The sequence below is a fragment of the Vibrio ziniensis genome (assembly GCF_011064285.1).
In the GTDB taxonomy this organism is placed as follows: Bacteria; Pseudomonadota; Gammaproteobacteria; order Enterobacterales; family Vibrionaceae; genus Vibrio; species Vibrio ziniensis.
Genome location: NZ_CP049331.1, coordinates 402,041 through 426,799, shown reverse-complemented (window position 1 = coordinate 426,799; position 24,759 = coordinate 402,041). Strand labels below are relative to the sequence as shown.

Here is a 24,759-nt window from a genome sequence, read left to right as displayed (position 1 = left end):
ATACTGATTACATTCTTTTGCTTAATAAAAAGCTAAGTAATGTTGAATTGACTGTGCTGAATCTTACGATTCAATTGGTCACTCAGTTCATTGAAACCTAATTTGAAACCGAAGTTTCTAATTTGATTTTCATCAACGAGTGCCCACACAGATTGATAGGTTTAAATTGTTAAAGAGCTTTGCTTCTAAGAAGGTTTCTTCTCGAAGCGGAGGTGCATTCTAGCGAGATAATTGTCAGTGTCAAACACTTTTTCAAATTTTCTTTTTAGAAGTCTTATCCTCTTCCAACACCAGCTGAAGCCTTGCGACGTCTGCCGTGTCAGTGAGGCGGCATTATAGGGAGATGAATAAAGTTAGCAAGTGGAAAAAATAAATTTATTTAAAAAAAACGTTCGTTTGCCTAAATAAACAACGAACGTTTTTTTATGCACTTCTCCCCCTCAAGAAAGGAACAACTTATTCACAAAATCCTGTGGATAACTATTCATCACTATCAAAGAAATAGGAAATCCTTGAGCGTGGATTTAAATACTCTTTCACTTTATCGGGTAGCTTATGAGGCAAAATTGCATTAACGATTTTTATATCTTTATCGGCTAAATCGATGATTGGTGCCTGAGTTCTGGGTACTGATGGATCATAAATAAGTACATTGGGATATAAAAGACTGTTTGCATTAACCGATATAACTAATCCAACCATATCATTAGAAAGCTGGACAACCGTCCCAGGAGGAAAGACTCCCATGAACTTAACTAAGATGTTCAAGTTCTCATTGTTATAGATATGCTTACAGTTCTTATATAAATAAGAAAGAGCCACATATGGAATCTTTTGTTCACTTGGAACATTCGGATGACACAAATTATCAAATGCATTAGCTACTGTGATAACTTGTGCTAACTCGTCAATCTCTTCACCTTTTAAGCCTTGAGGATATCCTGAGCCATCAAGCAACTCATGATGCTGTTCAATAACTCTTCTTGCACTATCCGGAAACTCTTTGATGTTCTGTGAAATTTCTAATCCGTATTTAGTGTGCATTTTTAGGTAATTTTTTTCAGGCTCAGTTAATGGAGTCTGCTTACGCACAATTGCCGTTGGAATTCGGATTTTCCCAATATCATGGAATAAAGAAGCAAAAGCGATCTCTTTTATAACTTCTGCTGGGTACCCTTTCGATCTTCCAATCATCATGGCAATAACGGATACATTTAATGAATGAAAGTAGATGTCTTCAAATTCACTTTTACCATTCATTAAATGCAAAGTAACGTTATCATCACTTAGCAGTTTATCGACAATGTCATCAACCAACTGAGCAGCTTCATCAACAGCGTCCATTGGGCGATTGCGGATTTTATTCATTACAGCTCTCATGCGAGCAAGAGAACGTTCAAATTCCTTTTCACAGCTGATCACCCGACGACGATAAGCATTAAGTTTCTCTATTCTGTTTTGTTTTTCCTGCCAGAGCTTATCAGCTTCACTATTGATATCACTTTCCACTTCGTTTTCTTGTGCGTCTTCCGACAGAGTGAGATTGTTTACAGGAGGTAGAGGTTGAGTGTCGCTTTGGTTTGGATTCAGAAATACGTGTTGAATGCCTAAATGCTTTATTAGGCGAATTTGTTCTTGGTCTTTAATTTTGAAACTATTAAGTAAGAATGGGTGCTCGTTCCACTTAACTGGCAAGCGTATATGTAGACCAGGTTGTAATCTATCGACAGTGATTTTTATACTCGCCACAATTTACTAAAACCTCTGTTCCTATCTTTAGTTATCATTTTAGAAGATGAAGGTGACATTAGCACCCACGCCAATCAATTTGAAAGCAGACAATAGGATAACAAAAATTGAACATATACGTATATATTCAAAGAATTACATTAGACTAAGTAATGATGCAAATGAGAGTTTCTACATAAAAATAAGAAAAGTTAGGTGAGTGAAATTCTTATCATCTACACTCACCTTCTATAATAAGAATCACTTGTCTAAATAGTAGCTTCTATCTCTTCGTCACGTCGATAGGAGTATGTATCTTCAAATCGAGAAAGAATCCAATCTCCTGCCGTAATTGGCGGATAACCTCCTTTACCTTGTTTTTCCTCTAGACACGAAGCTAATGTTTCCACCTGCGTATCAAAATCAGGTTCAACAAAGAAAGGCATCGAAAAACGAGATTTGCCTGTTGTTGGACTAGAGACTCGGTGTTTTGTCGATCGATAAATATCGTTCGTCCAACGTTGCATAAGATCACCAATATTCACCACAAATGCGCCTTTTACTGGTGGGGCATCCATCCATTGGTCTTGCTTGTTCAGAACTTGCAATCCACCACTTTGGTCTTGATAAAGTAAAGTAATGCAGCCGTAATCAGTATGAGCACCAGCACCATTCGTTTCTTCACTTTGACTTGGGTAGCTAAGCATACGCAAAACAGAAATGGGCAAGTTGAAGCTTTTAGAAAAAAAGTTCTCATCTTCACCTAACGCAATTGCCATCGCTTTTAGAATTTTCAAACCTACATCTAACGTAAGTGAATAATGTTGACTGACCGCCTGCGCAAAGCCTTCAATATTTGGATATTGATTTGGTCCGTATAGCTTAGGACAACGTTCTACTTGCGAATGATATGGTGAAAGATCTAAAGCCATATCAAATGACTCTTTGCAATCAAGCTCACCTAACGGGTCAAGTTTTTCAGCACTTAATCGCCCCCAACCTCGATGATTATCACTCTTTTCAATCGAGATTTGCTGTTTATCGTCCTCTGGCAAACCAAACAACAAATTAGCCATCGACTGAATTTCGTCAAACTGCTGCTGAGGTATGCCATGACCGATAACGTAGAAAAAACCAAGCTCTCGACAAGCACTGTCAATTTGTTTAATAACAGGTTGCCAATCTGCTCTATTTTCAGAATGCAGTAATGAAATATCAATAATAGGTAGCGTCATACTTTCTCCTTGTAGACTCACTTACTAACTAGCTTCCGTGAGCAATTATTATTTTGCAGGCAAATAAGCAAAAAACTGACCAACTAGGCAAGTCTGTATCTTGTGCCTAGCGTGATACTAGCTCTGAAAAAAAAGAGGTTAACGCACCAATTTAATGCAAACGAATGCACCAAAGAAGCTTGTTAAGAAAAACTCTAAGACATTAACCTGAGCAATTTAGAAAAGTTACGCAAAATTGCGCCCAGTTATGAAATGGTAAGGATCAAATAGGTCAGTTGATGTTCACTTTGAACAGCTCAAAATCTTGCCGCAAAAAACGTGAATGCCAGATACAACAAAGCCCCGACTTACGTCGAGGCTTTATCATATGAATTATGGTACGGTAGGCGGACTTGAACCGCCACGCCCGAAGGCAACGGATTTTGAATTCACCTTAAGTCCTTGTAATTAATTGCATTTAAGAGGATTATCTTGGATATCAAGGGCCATAAAATAGGATTTCATTGGATCTTTTTAGCACGCGTCGAGCACAGATTTAAAATGGTGCACACACTAGACCACCCTTTGTAACACGTTTCTGGACAAAAGTTACTTAGAGTTTCTACTTAAATTAGAAAATCACGGATAACGATAACGTTTCGCATCGCAAGTGTAATTTAAGCGCAAGTCATGCTACTTCTGCATCGATAATCTAATTAGTTCATCAAAAGTGTCTAATATCGTTAGAGTCGATATTATGTAGTGGTCAGATCTAAAAATAGCAACACTTTCTAGAGTTGCGATTCAAGCACCAACTAAGTTTTTTAGTGATGATTTTAGGGTTCCCCCATATACAAGGAACATAAATTCGCTGTCGCTTACTCTTTTTACTGCACACAAATTGAAAGGCATAACCCATTGCTTACAATGCTCCTAGGCTTAATCACAGATATGTTATACCGCGCCTTTAAGTAAAAGCCAGCAACACAACTCAGAGCATATTAGTTAAATTTCAAGGTTTGCTTTATGCACCATCACTAGCTAATAAACATGGTGTCTAAACGTTCGATTAACCAAAATGTGGCTAATATACCGATACAGTAAGCAGTTAAAATAGGTGCTCTTTCAGGTAACTTGGCAACTTTTCGGTATAGAGTAACCAGAGCCAATATCGCGCTGATAAACATTAGTTGCCCCAACTCAACGCCCACGTTAAAGAATAACAATGCTATTGGTACATCACTTTGAGGAAGTCCTATTTCTTTGAGTGCGCCAGCAAAACCAAAACCATGTAACAAGCCAAATGTAAACGCTAGAATCCAAGGCCATCGGCTGGCTAGCGTTTTTCTCCCCTTACGAAGATGAATAGCTTCTGACGCAATAAGTACGATACTTAGAGCAATTAGAGCTTCAACAGGAGGTGGAGGAAGTGATACATACTCCAGCGTTGCCATGGCTAATGTAATTGAATGTGCCAGTGTGAAAGCAGTGATGGTTTTAAAGAGCATTGACCAGCCACTGACTATCAACATTAATGCCGCAACAAATGCTAAGTGATCCCATCCTTCAAGAATATGCTCAACACCAAGACGCGTATAAGAATAGACTAACTGCCAGCCAGTTTGAACTTCAGGTATCACCACTGAATTATCACGAGGCTTAAGCAATAAACTATACCTAGAACCATCCAACAATGAGACATTGACTAAGGCATCCATTGTTGTGCGATCCAAATTATCAATCATCAGCGAAGAGCCACCAAGACTCCTTTTGCCCGTAAGATGATAACGAAAGAGGACAAAGCCATTAATTACATTTTCACCAGGCAGTGGCGTTAACGTAAAGTTATCAGCAAAGACAGGTCTAATGTTCTGGACCAGGCCGTTATTAGTTGGGATTTTCCAAAGCAATTCATACTGGTTAGACGCATATTCATCAATTTGTAAATAAGCAGGTCTTATTTCATGAGCATTAGCGACCGAAATGCAAAAAACAAAACAAACCATTAGGTTGGCGATGAATCGTACAATCATGGTTTAACGTACTCCTGAATGACTGCTTCGGGTACGTTATTAGCACTGATCTGGACTTGATATTTGTTCAAAAGCTCTTGAAACATAGACTTTTGAGCATCCAAAACTGCATAATATTGATATTGCTGCTCAACATAACCTTTAATGCTTTCGTAAGATGCGAGTTGTGATTTCTGATTTTCTGTTACTTTAACCAGATGTAAGCCAAGCCCAGACGGGATAGGGCCAACCCATTGACCAACAGGTAACTGCGCTAACGAGTCGGAAAATGATCCACCAAAAGAATTTGTAAGTGAGTTGACTGACGTAAGCGCCCAAGAGTTGGGGATAGATAGCTTATTGATTCGATTTTCTGGTATACCATCACCCGAGTTCAAATTTTCTAACATCACCTTTAATTCAGCATCTTTAGATTCTGCTGGTAGATAAAGCACTTGCTCAAACGCAAATGCATCAGGCAAAGTGAACAAACCTTTACGCTGTAAGTAAAAGTCTCGTAAATCTGTCTCAGTTGGCGGCTTCATCAACATACCTAAGTCACTCGCCACCGCTTCCATTTTCTGAGCTAAACGTGTCCGAACAATATCGTCATCCTGATCAAGCCCCATATTGATGGCTTCTCGATAAAAGACTTCCTGACGCAAATGGCGATCAATGATTGCAGCCACATCTTCAGGCGCAGGCTCCCTCTTCCATTGTGCTTTCCACAGCGTCTCTAAATGATCGAGACGGCGCTGATCGATAACTATGACATCGCTTTCTCCCTCTTCTGTGCTGGTCGGGCTGACCCATGACCAAGCAGAAAAAAGCAGTGCCCCCAGAACAACGAAGTGGACTAGAGGCTCACTAATAATCTTCTTAACCATGAGAACTTACTTTACCTCATACCAAATGGGTGATGCCCATGCACGTTCAACAATCTGTTTCTTGACGCTATCAGGATATTTAACACCCGAGCGAATTTCGTCATAAAGATTCCAACGTGCTGTTGGTAATTGCAGCACACGTACATAGTAGAAAGCTTCTTGTTTAGGATCCCAGCTAGGGTCAGTCCATACTGTCATTAATTCAGGATCACCTTTGATGGTATTAAACTCACCTGTTTTAAGGTTGATAGGTGCATCAATAGGTGTGACCGTCCCATCCGATTTTAAACGTTTGCCGGAAGCGACAACGTTGTACACGGTATCTCGCATTTCACCATTTTCCAACCAGCCTTTAATAATCTGAATGCGATCTAGATTTGGACCAATAGGATCTTTCATCGCCCAAACTAGGAATTGGGGAGCTTTTGAACTTTTGTAATCGCGTCCCATTGGTACGCCCTTTTTATAACCATCAGAAACCATAGCCTCATAAGTGTCATATTTTGTCGCAAAACCCTGACCTGCAAAAAAACGGACTTTCATACGCGGACCACTTGTGGCATAGGTTTCTTTAGAAAACATAGAATCCCATATCGCTCCTCGTGTATTAGACTCCGCCCAAACTGCTGTCAAAGCACCTGGGTTAGCATCGGCAATGGACATTTCGCCTTCTAATACTGACTTAGATCGAACTTCAGCCGATTGGTCAGCATAACCATGGCTACCGACTTTGTAATTGTCCTCTTCGACATTACTAGGTGTACCGTTATGGCTATCGGTTCCACCTACAAAGCCATATTTAAATGGGTTAATTCCAAGTTCAGATTTGTATTTAATACCGCGCCCTAAACCATAGCGAACGTAATTCTCCTTAACAAACCCACGGCCATTGAACTTTTGAATCGTTAATGCATTTTCAAAATCTGCAAACTCATCGTTAGACCAGAAATTAGGCACAACTTCTGAGTTACCCTTAACCTGCATCATTTCGATCAATGGCTCCATGCTGGCTCGTATTTTTGCGTACTCTTCGTTGATAGGAACACCGGTCAAGCTCGCCTCAGCGAACAGTAATCCTTTTGACTCATTTGAATTATGTGGAATAGCAAATACCTTTTTACCGTCATCGCGCTGCGTTTGCATCCAAGCCCAAAGTTTTTCTGGGTCTTTACTCTCATTCGATGAAAATGGCAGCTCAGGCACATTAGTATCTCGGAAAAATACATTTCGATGCTGATTCGAACCACCAGGTGCAGAGGTCCACTCATAGGCATGTATAGTTGTAAACGTTCCCGGTTTATAATGTTTTTCTGTAGCTTCAAAGTTCTTTTTCCAAGTGGACTTTGTTGCTTCCACACCCTGATAGAACGCGGGATGAGGTGTCCCGCCACCCGCTAACGGCGTAAGAACATTTTTAACGTATAGTTGTAAAGCGGTATGAAGGTCAGGAGCTTCGCGAAAAGCCACAGCCAGTTCATGATCATAACCCGGAGCACCTTCATTCATCAAACTGTATGCTTCGCCCATAAACTCGGAGTGATCAGTCACTGCAACAAAATCTAACGGTCTTTTGATTTTGTGCATACTGCCGTTCACCATGATCTCTTCACCTTGAGCAAATCGGTATGCGTCATCTGGTGTCAACCTGTTACCTGCAATGAAAGCGTCCATAGATACGCCCGTATGAACATGTTGCTCACCAAAATAGGCTTCTTTCAACGGATTCTTAGGGACGTCTTTCTCTGCTTCATTTGCAAAGTTATAAGGTACAACGATAAATGAGGCTAGATAGCAGGTAGTCGCTATGGCCAGACGTGACCACTTCCATGTTTTCATAATGCGATCCTTAGCTAATTTTCAAATTATAGAATCAGATTAAATGCAAAAAATTTCATATGTAAAAGTGGATGATAAACTCTATAAAATCAAGGTGTAAATCGTAGAAGTCTCAATATTAAACAACATCCAGTTAAGCAATTAGTCTTCTTTATAAGAAATGCTTCAGATGAGTTTAGGTAGGGTAAATATTGATTACTCGCGTGTTCTTATTTTCATCGGCTAACTTGAAATGGGGCAAATTCGTGTTACCAATGGCGTCAGTCGTGACTCTGCACGCATGACCAAAAGCATGGGAAACTCTATATACGTGGTCAGTTTTAGTTAATCTCTAAAAGATGTCTGGAACATCTTGACCAGAATAGTGGCCCTTAACTGGCTTAAGGTTTTAACTTGGGTTTATCTTGGTAGGGTCATAGGGGGCGGTGTGTGTCTTGATTCTAAAAGCCGACGAGATTTCAGCGTGGTTTGATAGGTATCTACTGAAGAAAGACAAAGAGTAGACGTGATTGTGAAGCTCTAATATCGGTCTTTAGCATGATAAAAGCGAGTAGCCAAATAAAAGGGTTCTCGCTTTTTTAATCAATTATCACGTTTGATTCGAGATAAAAATTACCCAGTAAACTCTTCAGAATCGGGACGATTGGTAAACTGCACACCATTTAAGAAGTCGCACAGCAGTTGGTCTTCACACTGTTTGTAGTTTTTGTTGTTTGGCTTGCGGAAATACGCACCAATTTCGTATTTACTTAAACTAGTACCAACCACTTCTAATACGTCCAACACATCTTCTGCTTTCATGTCTAGCGCAATGCGCAGCTTCATGAGAATCATGTTGTTGGTCAACGTGACTTCTGGCTTAGGTTGCTCGCCGTCTTTTTTTCCTCGCTTGAGGTTAATAAAGCCATTTAAGAATACCGCTAACTCTTGATCCTTCATCTTAACGCAAGATTTGTCGCTTTCATCTTTTAACCAGTTTGCCACTTTATCGTGAGCCACAGTGACTTCGGCCTGCCCGAAAGCTTTCATTATCTGCGCGTTTTTAAGGTTTAACGCGTGTTGGATACGACGTAAAATTTCGTTGTTAGTCACTAGGGATTCCTAAAATGAGTTCTAAGGGTGAATAAAAATCCATCAATGACATGCGATCTGTGAGTGTCTTTATTCAATAGCGTAGTTGACGGTGACTCTAACAGAGAACACGTTTCTTCGGTAGGTTAAAAAATAGAAATAAGACGGCCTATTCGAACTAGTTGGCTAAGTTGGTAAGACCCCACTTTCATAGGCACTATGCTGATTAGAAGAAGTAGGTCAAACCACCTCAATGTGATTTGTGAGGTAAAAGGTTGCTGGCAAGGAACGGGGCACAGGCTTTTCAACTGTAGAGAAAAGCCTGTATGAATGGCTCTAGCAGTCCGTTTGCTCTGAAAGCCTCAAAGCATCTTCCAGTTCAACACCAAGGTAACGAATCGTATTATCCAGCTTTGAATGCCCAAGTAAAAGCTGTACCGCCCTGATGTTTTTTGTTCTGGCATAGATCAAAGTAGCTTTGGTACGACGCATTGAATGAGTCCCATAATAGTCTGCATTCAACCCAAGTTTTACAGCCCAACGCCTGATAATCGAACGATAAAATGAGTAACTGATAGGTCGCCCTTTGCGTCGACAACTTGGAAACAAAAATCAGCTTGCTTCTAGGGATGCAGCGTGAATCCATCGACTTATACTTTGTTGTGTTCTAGGCGTTATTTCAGAGTGTACAGCAGTTCCCGTTTTTTGCTGAATGCATTGAACCCTTTCGTAAATCACGCCTTGCGAAGAAACATCATATACGTGAAGTTTTAGTAGATCACTCGCTCTTAACTTGCTATCAATGGCTAAATTTAGCAGAGCTAGCTGCATCAAGTCATTCTCAAGCTCAAGTCTGGTTCTGATTCGCCAGATTTCTTCAAGCTTAAATGGCCTTTTTATGCCGCTACATTTTCCTGAAGATAGCTTTCTCATGTTGACCTCCTCTTAGGTGCTATTGGTCAACATAAAGTTTGGCTAAAGACTACAACGATTACAGTTTCGTTCACAACTGGACAGGGTGTATTTGGACACTCAGGGATATTCGTGCATCAGGGATTTTCTAAATTAGATAAGCACGGATTAAGCCAGCTATTACGAATTTATATCGAGTAGAAGAAATTTTTAGAATGGTTAATTTCTATTAATATATCGTTCAGCACTTGCAAATAGTTTATCGCATACTTTTTTCTGAGTTATATACTCTGATGAACCTAATGTCATAGTTTCCAGAATTTCTTTTGCTTCTTGATATTCTTTGACCATAACAGCAAATCGTTCTTCGAAGTTATTTTTCTGAGTTTTTTTACTTGATTTTTTTACTGGTTTTCTCATATCACTACTTACCTTATAGATCCCAAAGTTTTTTTTCTTCTCGTTCTAACAAAATGTTTTCTATTTTTTTTCTAATCTTATGAATACTATTAGAACTTTCATCTGTAATAGAACTCTTACTTTTGTCCGTTTTGGACTCAGTCTTCGTCGATGGCTTTTTCAAAGTTCAGGCTCCTTCTTTAGTTTTGATATGAAAATTCCCCAAAACATTTCCGTATGAGTCTTTAATTTGACCAGAGTTTTCAAGTTCACAAAATGAAAAATTGAGGTCAAACTGACTGGCATGCAATTTAGGAAGAATATGGCGTTTTAGAACATCACTGTTTAACTGATGTATGGTAGCAGACCAAGAAATATCGCCATGATGAAGAGAGTATTTTATAACGAACAATTATTTTTTTGTCCTTTGGTTATTCTCTGTTCACGCAGAACATAATACCAATATGTCTTTCGATTATTTTTTCGAGTCATCGGACTCCTTATTAAACTTAAAGAAAAAAGATCTCTCCTAACGAAGAGATCTTTTAAATAATCATTATACTAAAGTAACGTTGCCAGCTTGTGGTCCTTTGTTACCTTGTTCAACATTAAAAGAAACCTTTTGGCCTTCAGCTAATGTTTTGAAACCTTCGCTAGCAATTGATCGGAAATGAACGAATAGGTCAGCACCACCGTTATCTGGAGTGATAAATCCAAAGCCTTTAGTTTCGTTAAACCATTTTACTGAGCCAGTTGTTTTATTTGACATAATATATCTCGATACATTGAATGAATTAAAAAGAAAGCTACTAAATAAGGAATGAAGAAAAAGGTATCGCAGGATAGATATGACGAATTTAATCGAATAAAAACTGAGAAGATCTTGAACTAAATATATTACTAATAGCTCACCATTTGAGCTGACGTCACTATACACTATGTACACATAATAGATACACTTTTCTTTATTAAAGTTTATTATCTATTAAATCAACTGGTTAAATGAAATTTTTATTAAGTGCAAAGTTAAATCGAACTAAAATCAACAGTATCATTAGAATAATTATTGTAAAACCGACATTAGATACAAGAACGATAACTGTTCTAAGTGCGAATGTAGAACAACTACGTTAGACGGACTGCGCTAACGTAGTTAAGGTAAACACTTAGTCAATTAGTCCCGCGAGTTGTCGAGATATCTCAGTCAATGCGCTCCAGTCTTTTTGCCCTAGTCCATTTGCATTTGCTGCGACTAAGTTATCTTTGGCCCCCAGAATTGCTGACGGTTTTACACCACAAGCAGTGAACGCGGTTTCGAATATTAATGCGTCTTTTAAACCCGCAGTAAGATCGAAACCAACCGTGTCAAAATCTCTCGCTGCTATTTTTTCTGCATAGGAACTCATGGCTTCATTTCCTGCAAAAAACATTTGAGCAACAGCCAACACTTGTCTTTTATCTAGCTGACTTTTCTCTGCGAATGTAAATACTTCACCCAACATTGAGAGTTGCGCCATAGCCATATAATTCACACATATTTTCATTCCATTAGCTGAGCTAGCAGTGTTACCAACAGATACTTGTTTCACTGTATACGACTCTATTATCGGTTGAGCAACTTCTATAGCTGACGGCTCTCCTGCAAGGAAGGTAATAAGCTGACCCGCCGCCGCTGCATCAGGACGTCCAACAACAGGGGCTGCAATATATTGGCAACCACGTTTTTCATGCTCTGATTTCAGATTATCTGCTGTTGAGGGTTGAATTGTCGTTAGTCCAACATGGATTTTCCCCGTTGTCCTTGAATCAAGAATGCCATTTTTAGCAAGAGATAACTCAATAATGGAATGGTCATCTAACAGGCTGGTAAAAATGATATCGGATTGCTCAACGAGTTCTTTGATACTGTGAGCGACCATTGCACCTCGCGCCAGAAACGGCTTAGTCTTCGATATCGTTCTGTTGTAAACCGTTAATTGGTATCCCGCTTTTTGAATATTTTCACAGATACCCGATCCCATTTTACCAAGACCGATAAAACCTACTTTCAGATTTTTTGTATTCATGTTGTGTTCACCTTTTATTGTCATAAGTTGGGAACACTTTATCGATAGAAAGATTTACAGCCTTAACAATTGTTAACGGATCACTTATTTTTTGCTTTGATTCGACTTAACGACACAGGTGTCATACCTAAGTATGTCGCTATGTAGTGATGAGGAACTTTATCAAAGATATCAGGTTGAAGGTTGAGTAGCTCTTCATATCTTTGCTGTGGATTATTCTTTATCCGAGAGATGAAAAGCGCTTGGTAGTGGTACAAACGCTCTGCAATGTAGTCATCAACCGCCTGTTTTATGCTGCTATCGTTATCGAGTAATTGAACTAGCTCATTCTTAGACATAACGCGTAAACGAGCCTCTGTAATAGTTTCAATATTGTACAAAGCAGGGAGGTTGCGCTTAAGGCTTTCGAAAGAAGTGACTATATCCCCTTCAAAGAAGAACTGAAAAGTCACATCATGACCATCACCATTAAACCAAGATCTGACGCAGCCCTTCTCGATAATATAGACCGAATCGCAGATATCGCCTTCATTGAGCAACGTTTCTTTCTTTTTAAAATGATGAACATGTCCAACTCGAATAAGACTCGGAAACCTTGAGATGATTGAAGCAGTCATTACATGGCTCACTAAAAGTAGAAGAAAACTATAAAGTATTTAGGCTACCACATTGTAAACGTTGCCGTCTTTAAGGACGGTTTTGTCTTCATGTATACATGAATTTAATTTAGTCAAAATGGCAACTATCATCGGACGTCCGTATGTGGTCTCAACACGGAAAGGGGCACAGGCTTCTCAGAGACATGAAAAGCCTGTATTAATCTTTCTAGCAATCCGTTTGCTCTGAGAGTCTCAGAGCATCTTCTAGTTCAACGCCAAGGTATCTAATAGTGTTATCTAGCTTCGAATGACCGAGTAAGATTTGTACCGCTCGTATGTTTTTTGTTCTGGCGTAAATCAGAGTAGCTTTAGTACGACGCATAGAATGCGTACCATAATAGTCCGCATTCAAACCAAGCTTCACAGCCCAGCTCCTGATAATCGTACGATAAAGCGAATAGCTGATGGGTTGGCCTTTACGGCGACTGCTTGGAAATAGAAAACTGCTTGCCTCTAGGTTTTCTGAGTAAACCCACCGGCTAATACTCTGTTGCGTTCGCGGAGTAATCTCATAGTGTACATCGGTACCTGTTTTTTGCTAGATGCATTGAACCCTCTCATAGATTACTCCTTGCGAAGAAACATCATATAAGTGGAGTTTTAATAGATCACTTGCCCTTAACTTGCTATCAATGGCTAGGTTCAGTAGTGCAAGCTGCATTAGGTCGTTTTCAAGTTCTAGCCTAGTTCTGATTCGCCAAATCTCTTCTAACTTGAATGGTCTTTTAATGCCGCTGCATTTACCCGAAGATAACTTTCTCATGTTGACCTCCTCTTCGATGTTGTTGGTCAACATAAAGTCTGGCTATCAACTAGAACTGTTCCAGGAGCGACCAGATTCGGTCAGGGTGAACTGAAACATCCGTAGACAAACGTGTTTCAACGATATTAGCTAAGTGAGCAAACACATATTAGCTACGGTATGGAGAATCTCATTGCAATATCAAAAATGTTGCAACTCAAGTAAGTACAACACTTAATATTAATGCCCCAAAGTTCAGCTTATCTATTCAGTTAAATGAGGCTCTTTACAACAGCTATTGCTGCTAACAGCAAGAAAATCGAACCACAACACTGATTGAAGGTTCGCCCATTGGCTAAGAGCAGTGTTTTAACCTTATCCGCCAATCTTGCCACGATATACTCTACGGCGAATTCAATACAAAGAAAGCTGAATGTTATTACCAGAAATTGGGGGATAAACGCCTCATCAGGGTTAATAAACTGAGCTAGAAAAGCTGTAAAGAATAGTAAGACTTTCGGATTAGACAATGCGGCGAAATAGCCTTGCTTAAATAGCTCTTTAGGAAGAACGGACACCACTGTTGTTGTTTGCTCAATACTAATTGCAGACGCTAAGAACAGTTTGAAGCCTAACCATGCAAGATATAATGCTCCCAGCCATTGAAGACCTACCATCAATTCAGGTTTTGCTTCTAGGATAGTACCTAAACCTAGCATAGCTACCGTAATCAAGATGAAAAAGCCACTCACGCCACCACATATTGTCCAAATTGTCTTCTTATAGCCATATCGTGCACCGTGGCTGAGTGCTAAAAGCGAGTTAGGACCTGGGACACAAGCAAGACCGAGCGCAGACAAAGCAAAGACACACCAAATTTCAAACGTCATAACCAACCAGCAAATTGAGAACTTAAGGGAGATTAGTATCACTCAGTTCTCAGTTTATCTATGGTATATTCTGGACGTAAAACATGAATATTTAGACAAAGGTTCAATACAAATGAATGAAAACAATGGTGTCCGATTCTTATTGATACCTCTAAATAACTTTAACATGCTTCCGTTTGGTGGCTTCTTAGATAAACTCCGATTCTCCGCAGATGAAGCGGATCACAGTCAACAACGATATTGCTCATGGAAAGTTGTGTCTCACAGCAAAGGATTAGTCATTTCTAGTAGCGGAATCCCCATCAGAGTTGACCTCGATTTTAGTGACGTTAAGCCTGCGAATTTTGACTATGTGGTTTTCTTTGGTAGCCGCACAGCAACTGAATCTCAGCAGCAAGCCGCTTATTATCGTTCTTTTGTTCGAAATGTTGTCGCCAATGGAATACCAATCGTCAGCATTGATAACGCTTGCTTTACTCTAGCTGAGTTAGGACTACTTAACCGTCATCAAATTGTGGTTCATTGGCGGCACCATAGTGAGTTCAAAGCAACCTACCCTAAAGTAATTGTAAGAGATGAGCAGCTTTATCATTTTGATAAAAAGCTAATCAGTTGCACTGGAGGAAGTGCAACTATCGACCTTGCGGTGGCAATTTTGCAAAAGCATGTCGGTCAAGCAAAGGCAGAAAAAGGGTTAGCGGATATGCTGGTTGATGAAAATCGTAGCATGCAACACCGTCTAAAGTCGTCAGAGCAAGGAATACACAGGAATCGTCATATGGATAGAGCGATTTCTTTGATGCAAGAAAACTTGGAACAGACAATGACCGTAGAACAGGTTGCTGCGCTCATCGGGATTAGTCGACGACAGTTAGACCGCTTATTTCATCAAAAGCTCAGGATTTCAGCGAGTCATTATTGGCAAGAATTACGTTTACAACATGTGTACTGGCGATTGAAACATTCTAGTCATGACCTTGCCCAACTTGCAGATGAAGTGGGTGTTCGGGATATCAGCTATCTATGCAAGATTTTCAAGAAAAGATTTGGCATAACCCCAGGGCAATGCCGTCGCAATCCGATAGCGTGATGACTATGTGTGTCTAGCGAGCGACCTTTCAACATTCAATGATCTACAATTTCTGACTCATTATAAAATTTGGGCATGCACAGTTTTCTGAAAGTGTTATGAGCATTAGCTCTAAATAGTTTAATGGGGCAGGAGTTTGTTAGCTAGGATTACGCCGAGAAGTTTCTGGACAGAAGTTTGTTATATGTATTGCTAATTTAGTAAATAACGGATTATTCCTGATAAGGTAAGACATGTTGTTTTACGCTATCTGACTATCTTGACGCTAATGCTAATAAGCGTCACTCCAACTTATCAAAGTTGTTTAGCATTTCCCGAGTTGAAATCTGATTACCCATACGTCCACGATTCACATATTGATGTTTAAAGCTCACCGCGCCTTTGGAACGAACTAATGATTCAAAGTCTCTAATGAAACTCTCTTCAAACTTGCTGTTAAAGGTATTGAATAGAACAACACCTTTACCTGTGAAATCGCTATTTTTAGCAAACTGCCATATTGGTGGCGCTGGACTGTATAACCAGATAGGCGAGCCTAAATAAACCGTTTCATAAGTTGATAGATCAATAGTTTCAGGACTGATATCTGCAATATTGCTGCGAGCATCCTTCAGCGCACTTATCCACCCCGGAATGCCAAGATCATACTCATCCGCTGTAATCTCGTAGAGATGTCCATTCTTTTTATCTGCTATATGGTTTGCTAGCACACCAGTACTTCCAGAGCGAGAAAATACAACTACAGCAACTTTAGATTGAGTCGCTACGGGACGAGAACCAACTTGCGTTAATAACTTATTCTTTGAAAACTGCGAGTTTTCGACTCGCGTTACCACAAAAGCAACAGCGAAGACCGCTACAATAGCGAGTACTGCAATTACAATTATCCAGCGTGTCATATTACTGACCTACCCACTTCAAACTAAATCTTACGGAGTTAAAAAAGAAGCGCTTTGTAACCATACAAAACGCTTCAAACTTATTGGATCACTTTAGGTGCTTTTCAAGGAATGCAGAAACCTTGTCCATAGCCATACTTACTGCTTCAGGATGGTCATACAGTTCATAGTGAGACCAATTTTTTAGATTAACCAGTTGTCGGTCTTGTGATTGAACAGAGCGACCATAAATTTCTTGTCCATCGCGATAGGCACCAAACGCCCCTATCTTTTGGCCAACCACAGCCATAACAGGCTGAGTTAGTAACGTTTCGGCAAACGCAAAGGCATCCCAACTCAGTGTTTTCTGTGCATGTGAAAACAACATACGAGTCGCTCCACCTTCGGCTTGTCCACGTGGCGTTTTATAGTATTCAGTCGCTTCAAAAACATCTCGCTCTGTTAATCCATTTTCTTCTGCAAATTCAACACTTGGAGGAAGAAGTTCATTGATTTGCAATTCTGAGCCACGTGCTTCAGCGGTACGCTGTGCAGCCATAGCTTCAAGGTTAGCGATAGGATCGTACATGCTAAAACCTTCACGGAATAGGCGACCTAAGTTGACTGGCGTAATACCTACGACAGCTTTCAAGCGTTTCTCGGTTAGAGCTGAATTGATGATGTAACCACCACCGCCGCAGATACCGAGTCCGCCAATTCTATTCTCATCGACATAACGTAAGGTCACTGCATAGTCGATAACGCGACTGATATCTTCAACACGTTGACTTGGGTCTTCTAGGTAGCGAGGCAGTCCCCCCGACTCTCCCTGAAAGCTCGCATCAAATGCGATCACGACGTAACCTAACTCAGCTAGAGCCTTACCATAGACAGCGCTGGATGTTTGTTCTTTACAACTACCAAAAGGATGAACACTTATCATTGTTGGGTAGCGTTTCGATTCATTAAAGCCTTCTGGGAATAAAACTAAGGCAGTCATGTCCCAAGCCATATCAGCATTTCTGAAAGTAATTTTTTGCGTGTCCATAATCCATACCTTGAAAGTAAAAAGCCTTGTGAGTAGAAAGCCTTGAGATTAGAAAGGCTCAAGCAATCGAGCCTTTCATTGGGAATATTAGAGAGAGCGTTGGAAGAAAGATGAAAGTTGGGATACAGCGTCATCGACGTATTCTGCAACATCATAGAGCGACATGTGGTTCGCACCATCGATGACATATAAGGTTTTGTCGGCGCTCGCTGCACGACCCAATAGGTCGTCACTCATCCACTTACTACCTGCTTCACTACCAACGACAGCAAGAATTGGTTGAGTCAAAAATGCTTCCGCTTTGTGGTATGCGTCGTACGTAATGATTTGGTTTAAGTTTCGGGTTAAAGCAAAACCCGGAGCATTTGGATGTTCACAGCGTGGCGTGTGGTAATACTCCCATGCTTCTCGCAATTCTGCGTTTGGCGCATCTTCTTCACGCATTGGAGCTAATGGAATGATTGCGAATTCAGAGCCATTAGCATCTGTTGTACGTGCATTCGACCCAAATTCTAAGTAACCGACTGCGTCACCATCGTTAACCGAATTATCCCAGCCATTACGAAACATTTGACCGATATTTACTGCGCTAACCATACCCAGAGCCTTAATGCGACGGTCATTAATAGCCGCGTTTGCGCTGTAACCAGCACCGGCACAAATACCCATCGCACCAATTTTGTCGTTATCGACATATTCTAATGTTGTTAGATAGTCGACGACCGCACTCACGTCTTCAGTACTAATGTAAGGGTTTTCCATTTGACGAGGTTGACCTGTACTTTCACCTTGGTATGAACGGTCAAAAGCAATAGCGATTAAGCCGTTTTCCGCAAGTTTACTCGCGTATAACCCTGCTGTTTGCTCTTTCACGCCACCACCTGGGTGAGAAACAACAACGGCTGCATACTGTTTAGTTGCATCAAAATCTTTAGGGAAGTTAATAACCGCAGAAATCTCGATACCTTGACCATTTAAATTTTTGAAAGTGACTTTAGACATAGCGACATTCTCCATTAGAGGTTAACTGTTCATCTCAGGCAGACCTAAGCTTCGGGATAATATTAGTCAACACACTGTTTCGGATAAATATCGATTTACCTACATGACTGTTTAGTTATACTTAACAAATGCGAATAGAACCTTCTTTACTTTCATCACTGACATGGTTTGCACATATTGCTCGCCATCACAGTTTCACTAAAGCCGCCTCAGAAATGGGGGTGACCCGTGCTGCCTTATCACAACACCTGAAAGCGTTGGAACAACAACTACAAGTTCGGTTAATCAATCGAACGACTAGAAGTATGTCGTTAACTGAAGAAGGTCAACGTCTACTTGATATTTTGCAACCTTCATTGACAAGCATTGAGCAAATCGTTAATGAACTGAACGAATCTCATGTCGAGCCTTCAGGATTAATTCGTATCAGTGTTTCGAGAACCGCTGCTCGGCTTCTTATTGAACCTCATCTCGGTGAATTTCTCTCTCGTTATCCCAAAATACGTTTAGAACTAATCATGGATGATGGGTTTTCTAACATTGTTGCTGAAGGCGTTGATGCTGGTATTCGGTTAGGAATAAGTTTGGATGAACACATGGTTGCTGTTCCTATTACACCACCATTAACAACTGCAATCGTTGGCTCTCCAGATTATTTCAAAAGAAATGGCATTCCGGAGAAACCTGAGGATCTAGAAACACACAACTGCCTTGCTTACCGTTTTACCTCAAGCGGAACAATTGATCATTGGTCGCTCACTTCTCCTGATATCGAAAAGCACACCGTTGTCTTCGAGCCAAAAGGTAATGCTGTGTTCAACGATGACCACAGCATGTTACAGGCAGCAATACAGGGTGTAGGTTTAGTGAAACATATTGATTTGTGGGTGGAAAAACACATTAACGAAGGTAGGCTAACCCGAGTTCTTACACCTTGGTGTAAATCGTTCCCGGGGTTTTACCTATATGTTCCTTCTAGGGAACATATGCCTAAAAAAATCCGCGTGCTAATGGATTTTTTAATCGAAAAGCGCGAACTTCTCAAACTCAAAGAGTAGTTATCAGATTACTTTAAATAGGGAATGCGCGGCTACTCATTGAACAAAATACCATTGACCAAACTCATAACGGGGCAAAGGTGAGCTAGTATAATTGAACTAAAACTAGCTCATGAAGTTGGCGTTGTTTTGGCTATTTGTGTTAGAAACATTTAAGAAGTTTTCTTAACATGTGCTCGTATTTTTTTCAGCGCCCAGTCATAGTGGCTAGGCATAGCCGATATACAATAGCTACCAAGAGTAGTTGTTCCTGTCCAGTTAAAAGACTGCTTGTTGAATAGCTCCTCATTTGTAAAGTTTTCAACTATTGCTAGTGCGGCACAGTGGCTTTCCCGAAGCCATTTTTGGGCTTGCAAAAGATCAGTCGCCTGATGCTTTCTCCAAAACTCTACATTCATTTCACCATATGTCTTCCATGTATACGGCTCTGGAAGAAAATTGACTGCATCCCCTGCTACATTGGAATCAATCCATTTAATTAATAGCTGATGCCACTCATAAAGATGAATTAGCACGTCTCGCAGATTACGATCACGATGCCAATGCTGTTCTTTCTTACTTGGGTCATCGGAAAAATCAAATTCTGTATTTAATGAGCTCTCAGGCATAGAGTCGATAAAACTCCATAGCTTTGAAAAGCCCTGTTCAGACTGAAAAACCAGTTCTTCTTTTGTTTTGGCTCTTGCCATAACCGATTCCTGCTAGTGAACTAATGCATATTAACGTTGATGCTACAGAAAACGGATACGGTAAACCGTTTTTATCATCAAACATTCTATTGAATTTACTAATATATTTAATACTACACTCAACCAGAGCAGATATGTTCAAGGCCACCCTTTCGAATCCCCTTCAGAACCTTCCAGTGAACACTCAGAACGAAATATTCAATCGTATTCAACCAGCGACTATAAGCATCAACAGTGACACTTCAGGCAACAATTCCGACAACAAAGCCACCAGCACAAAACGCAGACAACAAAAAAGGGAGCAGCCACTCAACGCAACTACTCCCTTCAAAACACCAATTCAGACTACCTAAGCTCGTAAAACATCTCAGTCATAGCTACTTCACCAACTTGTTCAACTAATTGTGCAACAAAACCATCAAACTCATCAGCAAACCCAATTTTCGCCAAATCATACTCAGCAGCAACTTGATCCAGTGATAGGTTACGAATCTCACCGCCATTCTTAGATCGACGAGCCTTGTCATTCAGCGAGGTAACGGTCTTACCCAAATCGCCACCAGCAACCAGCGCAGGATTAGCAATCAACAAATGGCGCGCAGATGGGTAGAGCTTGCCTTGGTAGAACATTGGCTTGGACTGGCCTTTTAGCTTCTCTCGGTCGGACCGAGGAGTCGATAGCGCTTCTTCTAAGCCAATGCCAGCTTTTATACGGTTCATCAACGTACTTTGCGCCACACCTAACTCTCTAGCCGCTTGGCGCATACTTGAGTACTCAGTGCCGTCTATAGCAACTTTCTTGCTGTAGTCTCCTTTAGGTCGAGCTTCCAGCTCAAGGGCTTGCTCTAGCGTCCAGCCGAACTTGGTTATGCGTTCGTTGACCAGTTTTGGATTCAAACCATAGTGACGCGCAGCAGCAGTGCGAGAAGGGAACTCAACGCCGTCCACGGTCAATGTTTCAGTACTTTTCATCGGTATTATTCCTGTAATTCAGATAGTAAAAAGCCCCACAGGAACAGAGAGGACAAGCCTCTCAGCCCCTGTAGGGCCACTTAATGTTTAGTTAGAATGGTGCGTCGTTATCTGCGGCTGTTCACCCGTATTCAGAGTGACCTTATCTCCCAACTTATCGAATAGCTCCGACATAAGTTCGATGACTCGTGTGTAATGTTTGATGCTATTCCCCCACATTCTTAAGACACACACGTAAAGAGCCCTTGCAGGACAAGGGCTCTTTACGCTTTAAGGAATACGAAAATTTATCTTATTGCTTTAACGAGAGCTTCAATTCTTCAGCATCATCGACATCAAAGAGTGGGGTTGGATCAAACTGAGGAAATCTCGCCACTAACTGCTTAGCCAGTTGCAAAGTAGAATGCATCAACGGCACGACACCTTCGACTAAGTCTGTTCGCCCAGAACCACGAACGAGACTCGGCTTAATGTCATAACCGAAGCCAACCAAAAACTCAGACAAAGCTTTCGCGGTAATGTCCTTCTTGCTAATACCCGATGCTTCATGACCGTAGAATCGAACAAACAAACGAGCCATCAACTCATCGGCTTTCTCATCCTTCTTAAATCTGACTTTACAATCCTCATTTGCCATCGCTTTATCTTTAGCCTTGTACATATTTAATCGCTCTTGCCAGTCATGCCAGTCTTCCAAGGTCTTCAAACAGTGGCCACTCTTACGCCAAGCATCAAAGCGTATTCGGGTGTAACGCATCTCAAAGGCATTCTTAAACGGTTTGGTGTCAAAGCTAATGTGAGGTTGACCTTCGATATCAACCATAATTGGTTTAATCAATTCACGTTTCATATCAAATTCAAGATTAAGGCGCGACTCTTTACGCTCCATCTTCATGTCTTGCCCTTCGGTACACATCACACGTAAAGACGTCAGGTGAGACGTATCAACCGTATGTTCGGGGGTTCGATCCTTATACAAATTCACCATGTATCGATTGTGGTCAGCTTCACCTTCTGGTGGACGAACCCCACCTTTAGCTAAAACAGGCTCCCAGCCCTCTTCTGGAATCACAGTAAACTGCGCTCGCGTCTTGGCACATATCAACTGCTTAGCTTTGTGTTTAATTTCCAGTATTTCACCACCGTTGGGCTCCATACGATGAAACAACTCTCGAAAACGCTGGCATACTGGACCAGTCAAGTCGATTTCATCTACTGTCGCGTTGGTTGCTAGTCCATCAGTCGTTAAAGAAACTACCGTTTTATCATCAGGTACACCCGCAAGGATCTCACTTAATAATGCTCTTCCCATCCCACAGGTGAAGCTTGCGTAAAATGGATTCGTCAATTTCGACGGTTGTTGAGGCTGACTGTAACCGTCTGCAACTGAAAATGTTTTCTTCTGCTTGACGTTTTGGCTAAATTTTCCATACGTAGAGTTAAGCATCTCCTTAATTAGCTTTTCCTGATATGAGTTTTTGGGGTAGCTTTTTCGCTTTTGTCTCCCCCATAGCATGTACTTTTCGAAGATTCGCTCATCACTCGCCCATGGGAAAATAAAGCCCTGCTTTATCGTAATCTTAGCGCCTTGGTTGTACGCAACCTCAAGCTCATGTCCAGTGCAATGCGTCTCACCGCTCAGTGGGAATATAAGAGAGTCTTTATTTCTTACTACTAACGAAGGAAAACGGGTTTGAGGGGGAAATTCGAATTCAACCCAAGCCAATGCCATCTTGTCACCGAAGAAATCCTCGACTCGATTACTCATATACATTTTATCGTAAGCAATCGGTCGCAGCGCATTGGTAATCGCCGTATAGCATGAGGGAACGTCTAGGTCATTCCAAGTGTCGATATGCGTCGCAGAAGCCCAGAACGCTTCGTTTCTTCCACCGCTATAGCACTCAGACGCAAACCACTCCATGGTGCTACGAGCGGGTGTCGGCTCATCAACCGTGACTGTTTTCACTTTCGCTTGATCTTTAGACCAGACCTCGAAGGTCTTCTTCTCAAAACCAAAAAGTTCTCGATAGTTTTTCGGATCATCGAGTGAGTTAATAAACGCTTTTACTGCCATACCACCTATCGTATACGGCACTGATTTAAGCCCAAGCTCCTTACACAGATTGGCCGTTTTTTCGAAGTGAAGTGCGGATAATTCAGCATCTCTCAACCCGTAAGCTTCAAAGCCCTGCTTATCACCAGCAAGGTACTCTCCCATGCGTTCTATGCTGTACGGCTCAGGTATTTTTAGTTTAGGTAGACCGACCTGCGCACCGACATCAGCCAATGATTTTCCCGCAGGTGCTAAAAGCATCGTATCGAAAAAGTTGAGAAACAACGTCTTCTTATTCCGATTCTTGTCGTAAACATCAACAGGCTCTTCGTCAATGCGGCGACTAAGGACTTTGCTTAAATCCAAGGCGTAAGCATCACCCAAACTCGCAACAGTCTTTCTTATACCTTTAATGTGCGTCTTGATCTGGTCGAACGCTTTGTTGAAGTGAAAGAGATCAGCTTTCATAAAGTGAGCTGTCATGATCACATCCGTAGGCCAGCGTTCAAGCGTTCCATCGTCAATAGCCTTTTCGATTACTCGCGCCAAGCAGTAATCCATCGCTAGCCGTCCCGATTTTTTGTTGGAATCCGGATATAAAACCAACTTGGACATTCGACCTTTATGGCGCACTACGAACTGGTAGCTGATTACATGGTTATACTTCTTGCACTTGGAGAGCTCAAACTCGGTATCAAAACCAATGATCGGTCGATCATAAAACTTTGTACCAATACGGCGCTGACCTTTCTTCTTGGGTTCTGTCCATGCTTTTAAAGCCTCAGGGTCAATTGGTGACGCGGTTTCAACGACAACATCAGCTAGACTTTGCTTCTCATCTTCTGCGTACTCATTTAATAGCTCATCCGAGCTTCCCCATGCACTTGCAAAATCAGCCTCAACGTCAGAGAACGTCGACTCTTCGTTGATTTCAAGCTCAACCGATTGAGCCCATACATTCATATTTTCTTCCACTTTTTCACTCCTTAGATGCAAAAATGGCTCCCGAAAGAGCCATTAAGTCAACAACGTTAAATCGTTAGCCTTTGTAGGCATCCCAGTCGATTTTTGAGATTTTCTTTTTAGGGCCAACGTTAACTAGGACATCAAGAAGTGACTCAGATAATCCATCGATATCTTTATACGTGCTCTTAGGAAAGACATACAACGCTCGCTCATCATGGCTCAATACGACCAAGTTACCCGTTTTTGGCGAGGTGAATACGGTAGATACACTGCGAAGATCGATGAAACCACCATCATCAAGTACCAAACCGTATTCTTCATCTGGCTTAACGACTTTCTTGAAATCAGAGAAAAGAGCAGCAATCCCCTCACCTTCGCGGTAAAGAACCTTCTTACCTTTTTTATCTAGCAATAGAATGAACTTGTCGTTGCAGGTCAGGGTAGCCGCAGTAGCAACATTAACAACTTGTGAACCGTCACGAACGAATTTAGCTTGAGTAGTCATTTGGATATCTCCGTTTAATATTAAAAAATTTCAGTACCAGACACCGCGTCCGGTACATCTGAATAAGCTGGAAAGATTT

At 41.0% G+C, this 24,759-nt stretch carries 20 protein-coding genes and 2 pseudogenes; 2 read left to right on the top strand and 20 right to left on the bottom strand.

Annotated features, from left to right (window positions below):
* Window positions 1-480 precede the first annotated feature (480 nt).
* From G5S32_RS02005 to G5S32_RS01945, 13 genes and pseudogenes are all read right to left on the bottom strand, one after another.
* Complete coding sequence (locus G5S32_RS02005) at window positions 481-1,749, bottom strand: HD-GYP domain-containing protein (RefSeq protein WP_165310242.1); 1,269 nt, start codon at window positions 1,747-1,749, stop codon at window positions 481-483.
* A gap of 248 nt (window positions 1,750-1,997) precedes the next feature.
* Window positions 1,998-2,963: an isopenicillin N synthase family dioxygenase gene (locus tag G5S32_RS02000; RefSeq protein ID WP_165310241.1), complete on the bottom strand. Its 966-nt coding sequence runs from the start codon at window positions 2,961-2,963 to the stop codon at window positions 1,998-2,000.
* Between the two features lie 1,016 nt (window positions 2,964-3,979).
* Entirely contained in the window at window positions 3,980-4,975 is a 996-nt protein-coding gene (locus G5S32_RS01995) for a HupE/UreJ family protein (RefSeq protein WP_207621593.1), read from the bottom strand.
* On the bottom strand, window positions 4,972-5,841 hold the full coding sequence (locus G5S32_RS01990) for a peptidyl-prolyl cis-trans isomerase (RefSeq protein ID WP_165310240.1): 870 nt from the start codon (window positions 5,839-5,841) through the stop codon (window positions 4,972-4,974). Before G5S32_RS01990 ends, G5S32_RS01995 begins: the two co-directional genes overlap by 4 nt.
* A 6-nt stretch (window positions 5,842-5,847) precedes the next feature.
* Window positions 5,848-7,677, bottom strand: a complete 1,830-nt coding sequence (locus G5S32_RS01985; protein WP_165310239.1) for a DUF3604 domain-containing protein — start codon at window positions 7,675-7,677, stop codon at window positions 5,848-5,850.
* A gap of 612 nt (window positions 7,678-8,289) precedes the next feature.
* A complete protein-coding gene (locus tag G5S32_RS01980; RefSeq protein ID WP_020329986.1) occupies window positions 8,290-8,769 on the bottom strand; it encodes a YehS family protein in 480 nt (159 codons plus the stop codon).
* A gap of 315 nt (window positions 8,770-9,084) precedes the next feature.
* Window positions 9,085-9,681: pseudogene (locus G5S32_RS01975) on the bottom strand (tyrosine-type recombinase/integrase).
* A gap of 198 nt (window positions 9,682-9,879) precedes the next feature.
* Window positions 9,880-10,080 (bottom strand): hypothetical protein, encoded by a 201-nt coding sequence (locus tag G5S32_RS01970; protein WP_165310238.1) that lies wholly within the window; start codon window positions 10,078-10,080, stop codon window positions 9,880-9,882.
* Window positions 10,081-10,615: 535 nt separating this feature from the next.
* Complete coding sequence (gene cspE, locus G5S32_RS01965; RefSeq protein ID WP_099079008.1) at window positions 10,616-10,828, bottom strand: transcription antiterminator/RNA stability regulator CspE; 213 nt, start codon at window positions 10,826-10,828, stop codon at window positions 10,616-10,618.
* 397 nt (window positions 10,829-11,225) lie between these two features.
* Entirely contained in the window at window positions 11,226-12,125 is a 900-nt protein-coding gene (locus G5S32_RS01960) for an NAD(P)-dependent oxidoreductase (protein ID WP_165310237.1), read from the bottom strand.
* 80 nt (window positions 12,126-12,205) lie between these two features.
* Window positions 12,206-12,742, bottom strand: a complete 537-nt coding sequence (locus G5S32_RS01955) for a Crp/Fnr family transcriptional regulator (RefSeq protein ID WP_165310236.1) — start codon at window positions 12,740-12,742, stop codon at window positions 12,206-12,208.
* Window positions 12,743-12,950: 208 nt separating this feature from the next.
* Window positions 12,951-13,547: pseudogene (locus tag G5S32_RS01950) on the bottom strand (tyrosine-type recombinase/integrase).
* Window positions 13,548-13,798: 251 nt separating this feature from the next.
* Window positions 13,799-14,416, bottom strand: coding sequence for a LysE family translocator (locus tag G5S32_RS01945; RefSeq protein WP_165310235.1), 618 nt, complete (start codon window positions 14,414-14,416; stop codon window positions 13,799-13,801).
* A gap of 112 nt (window positions 14,417-14,528) precedes the next feature.
* Between G5S32_RS01945 and G5S32_RS01940 the strand changes: the two genes are divergently transcribed.
* Window positions 14,529-15,506: a GlxA family transcriptional regulator gene (locus G5S32_RS01940; RefSeq protein ID WP_165310234.1), complete on the top strand. Its 978-nt coding sequence runs from the start codon at window positions 14,529-14,531 to the stop codon at window positions 15,504-15,506.
* Between the two features lie 281 nt (window positions 15,507-15,787).
* On the opposite strand, the gene G5S32_RS01935 is transcribed toward G5S32_RS01940, so the two are convergent.
* The 3 genes from G5S32_RS01935 to G5S32_RS01925 form a co-directional block, all read right to left on the bottom strand.
* Window positions 15,788-16,405 (bottom strand): flavodoxin family protein, encoded by a 618-nt coding sequence (locus G5S32_RS01935; protein WP_165310233.1) that lies wholly within the window; start codon window positions 16,403-16,405, stop codon window positions 15,788-15,790.
* A gap of 88 nt (window positions 16,406-16,493) precedes the next feature.
* Window positions 16,494-17,432: an alpha/beta hydrolase gene (locus G5S32_RS01930; protein WP_165310232.1), complete on the bottom strand. Its 939-nt coding sequence runs from the start codon at window positions 17,430-17,432 to the stop codon at window positions 16,494-16,496.
* Window positions 17,433-17,519: 87 nt separating this feature from the next.
* A complete protein-coding gene (locus tag G5S32_RS01925) occupies window positions 17,520-18,434 on the bottom strand; it encodes an alpha/beta hydrolase (RefSeq protein WP_165310231.1) in 915 nt (304 codons plus the stop codon).
* 128 nt (window positions 18,435-18,562) lie between these two features.
* Between G5S32_RS01925 and G5S32_RS01920 the strand changes: the two genes are divergently transcribed.
* Window positions 18,563-19,492, top strand: a complete 930-nt coding sequence (locus G5S32_RS01920) for a LysR family transcriptional regulator (protein WP_165310230.1) — start codon at window positions 18,563-18,565, stop codon at window positions 19,490-19,492.
* A 152-nt stretch (window positions 19,493-19,644) separates the two neighbouring features.
* Here G5S32_RS01920 and G5S32_RS01915 read toward each other — a convergent pair whose 3' ends face one another.
* From G5S32_RS01915 to G5S32_RS01900, 4 genes are all read right to left on the bottom strand, one after another.
* A complete protein-coding gene (locus tag G5S32_RS01915) occupies window positions 19,645-20,181 on the bottom strand; it encodes a ClbS/DfsB family four-helix bundle protein (RefSeq protein WP_165310229.1) in 537 nt (178 codons plus the stop codon).
* 345 nt (window positions 20,182-20,526) lie between these two features.
* Complete coding sequence (locus G5S32_RS01910) at window positions 20,527-21,153, bottom strand: helix-turn-helix domain-containing protein (protein ID WP_165310228.1); 627 nt, start codon at window positions 21,151-21,153, stop codon at window positions 20,527-20,529.
* 292 nt (window positions 21,154-21,445) lie between these two features.
* Window positions 21,446-24,184: a DNA polymerase gene (locus G5S32_RS01905; RefSeq protein ID WP_165310227.1), complete on the bottom strand. Its 2,739-nt coding sequence runs from the start codon at window positions 24,182-24,184 to the stop codon at window positions 21,446-21,448.
* A gap of 64 nt (window positions 24,185-24,248) precedes the next feature.
* Window positions 24,249-24,680, bottom strand: a complete 432-nt coding sequence (locus G5S32_RS01900) for a hypothetical protein (RefSeq protein ID WP_246201036.1) — start codon at window positions 24,678-24,680, stop codon at window positions 24,249-24,251.
* Window positions 24,681-24,759: the final 79 nt, after the last annotated feature.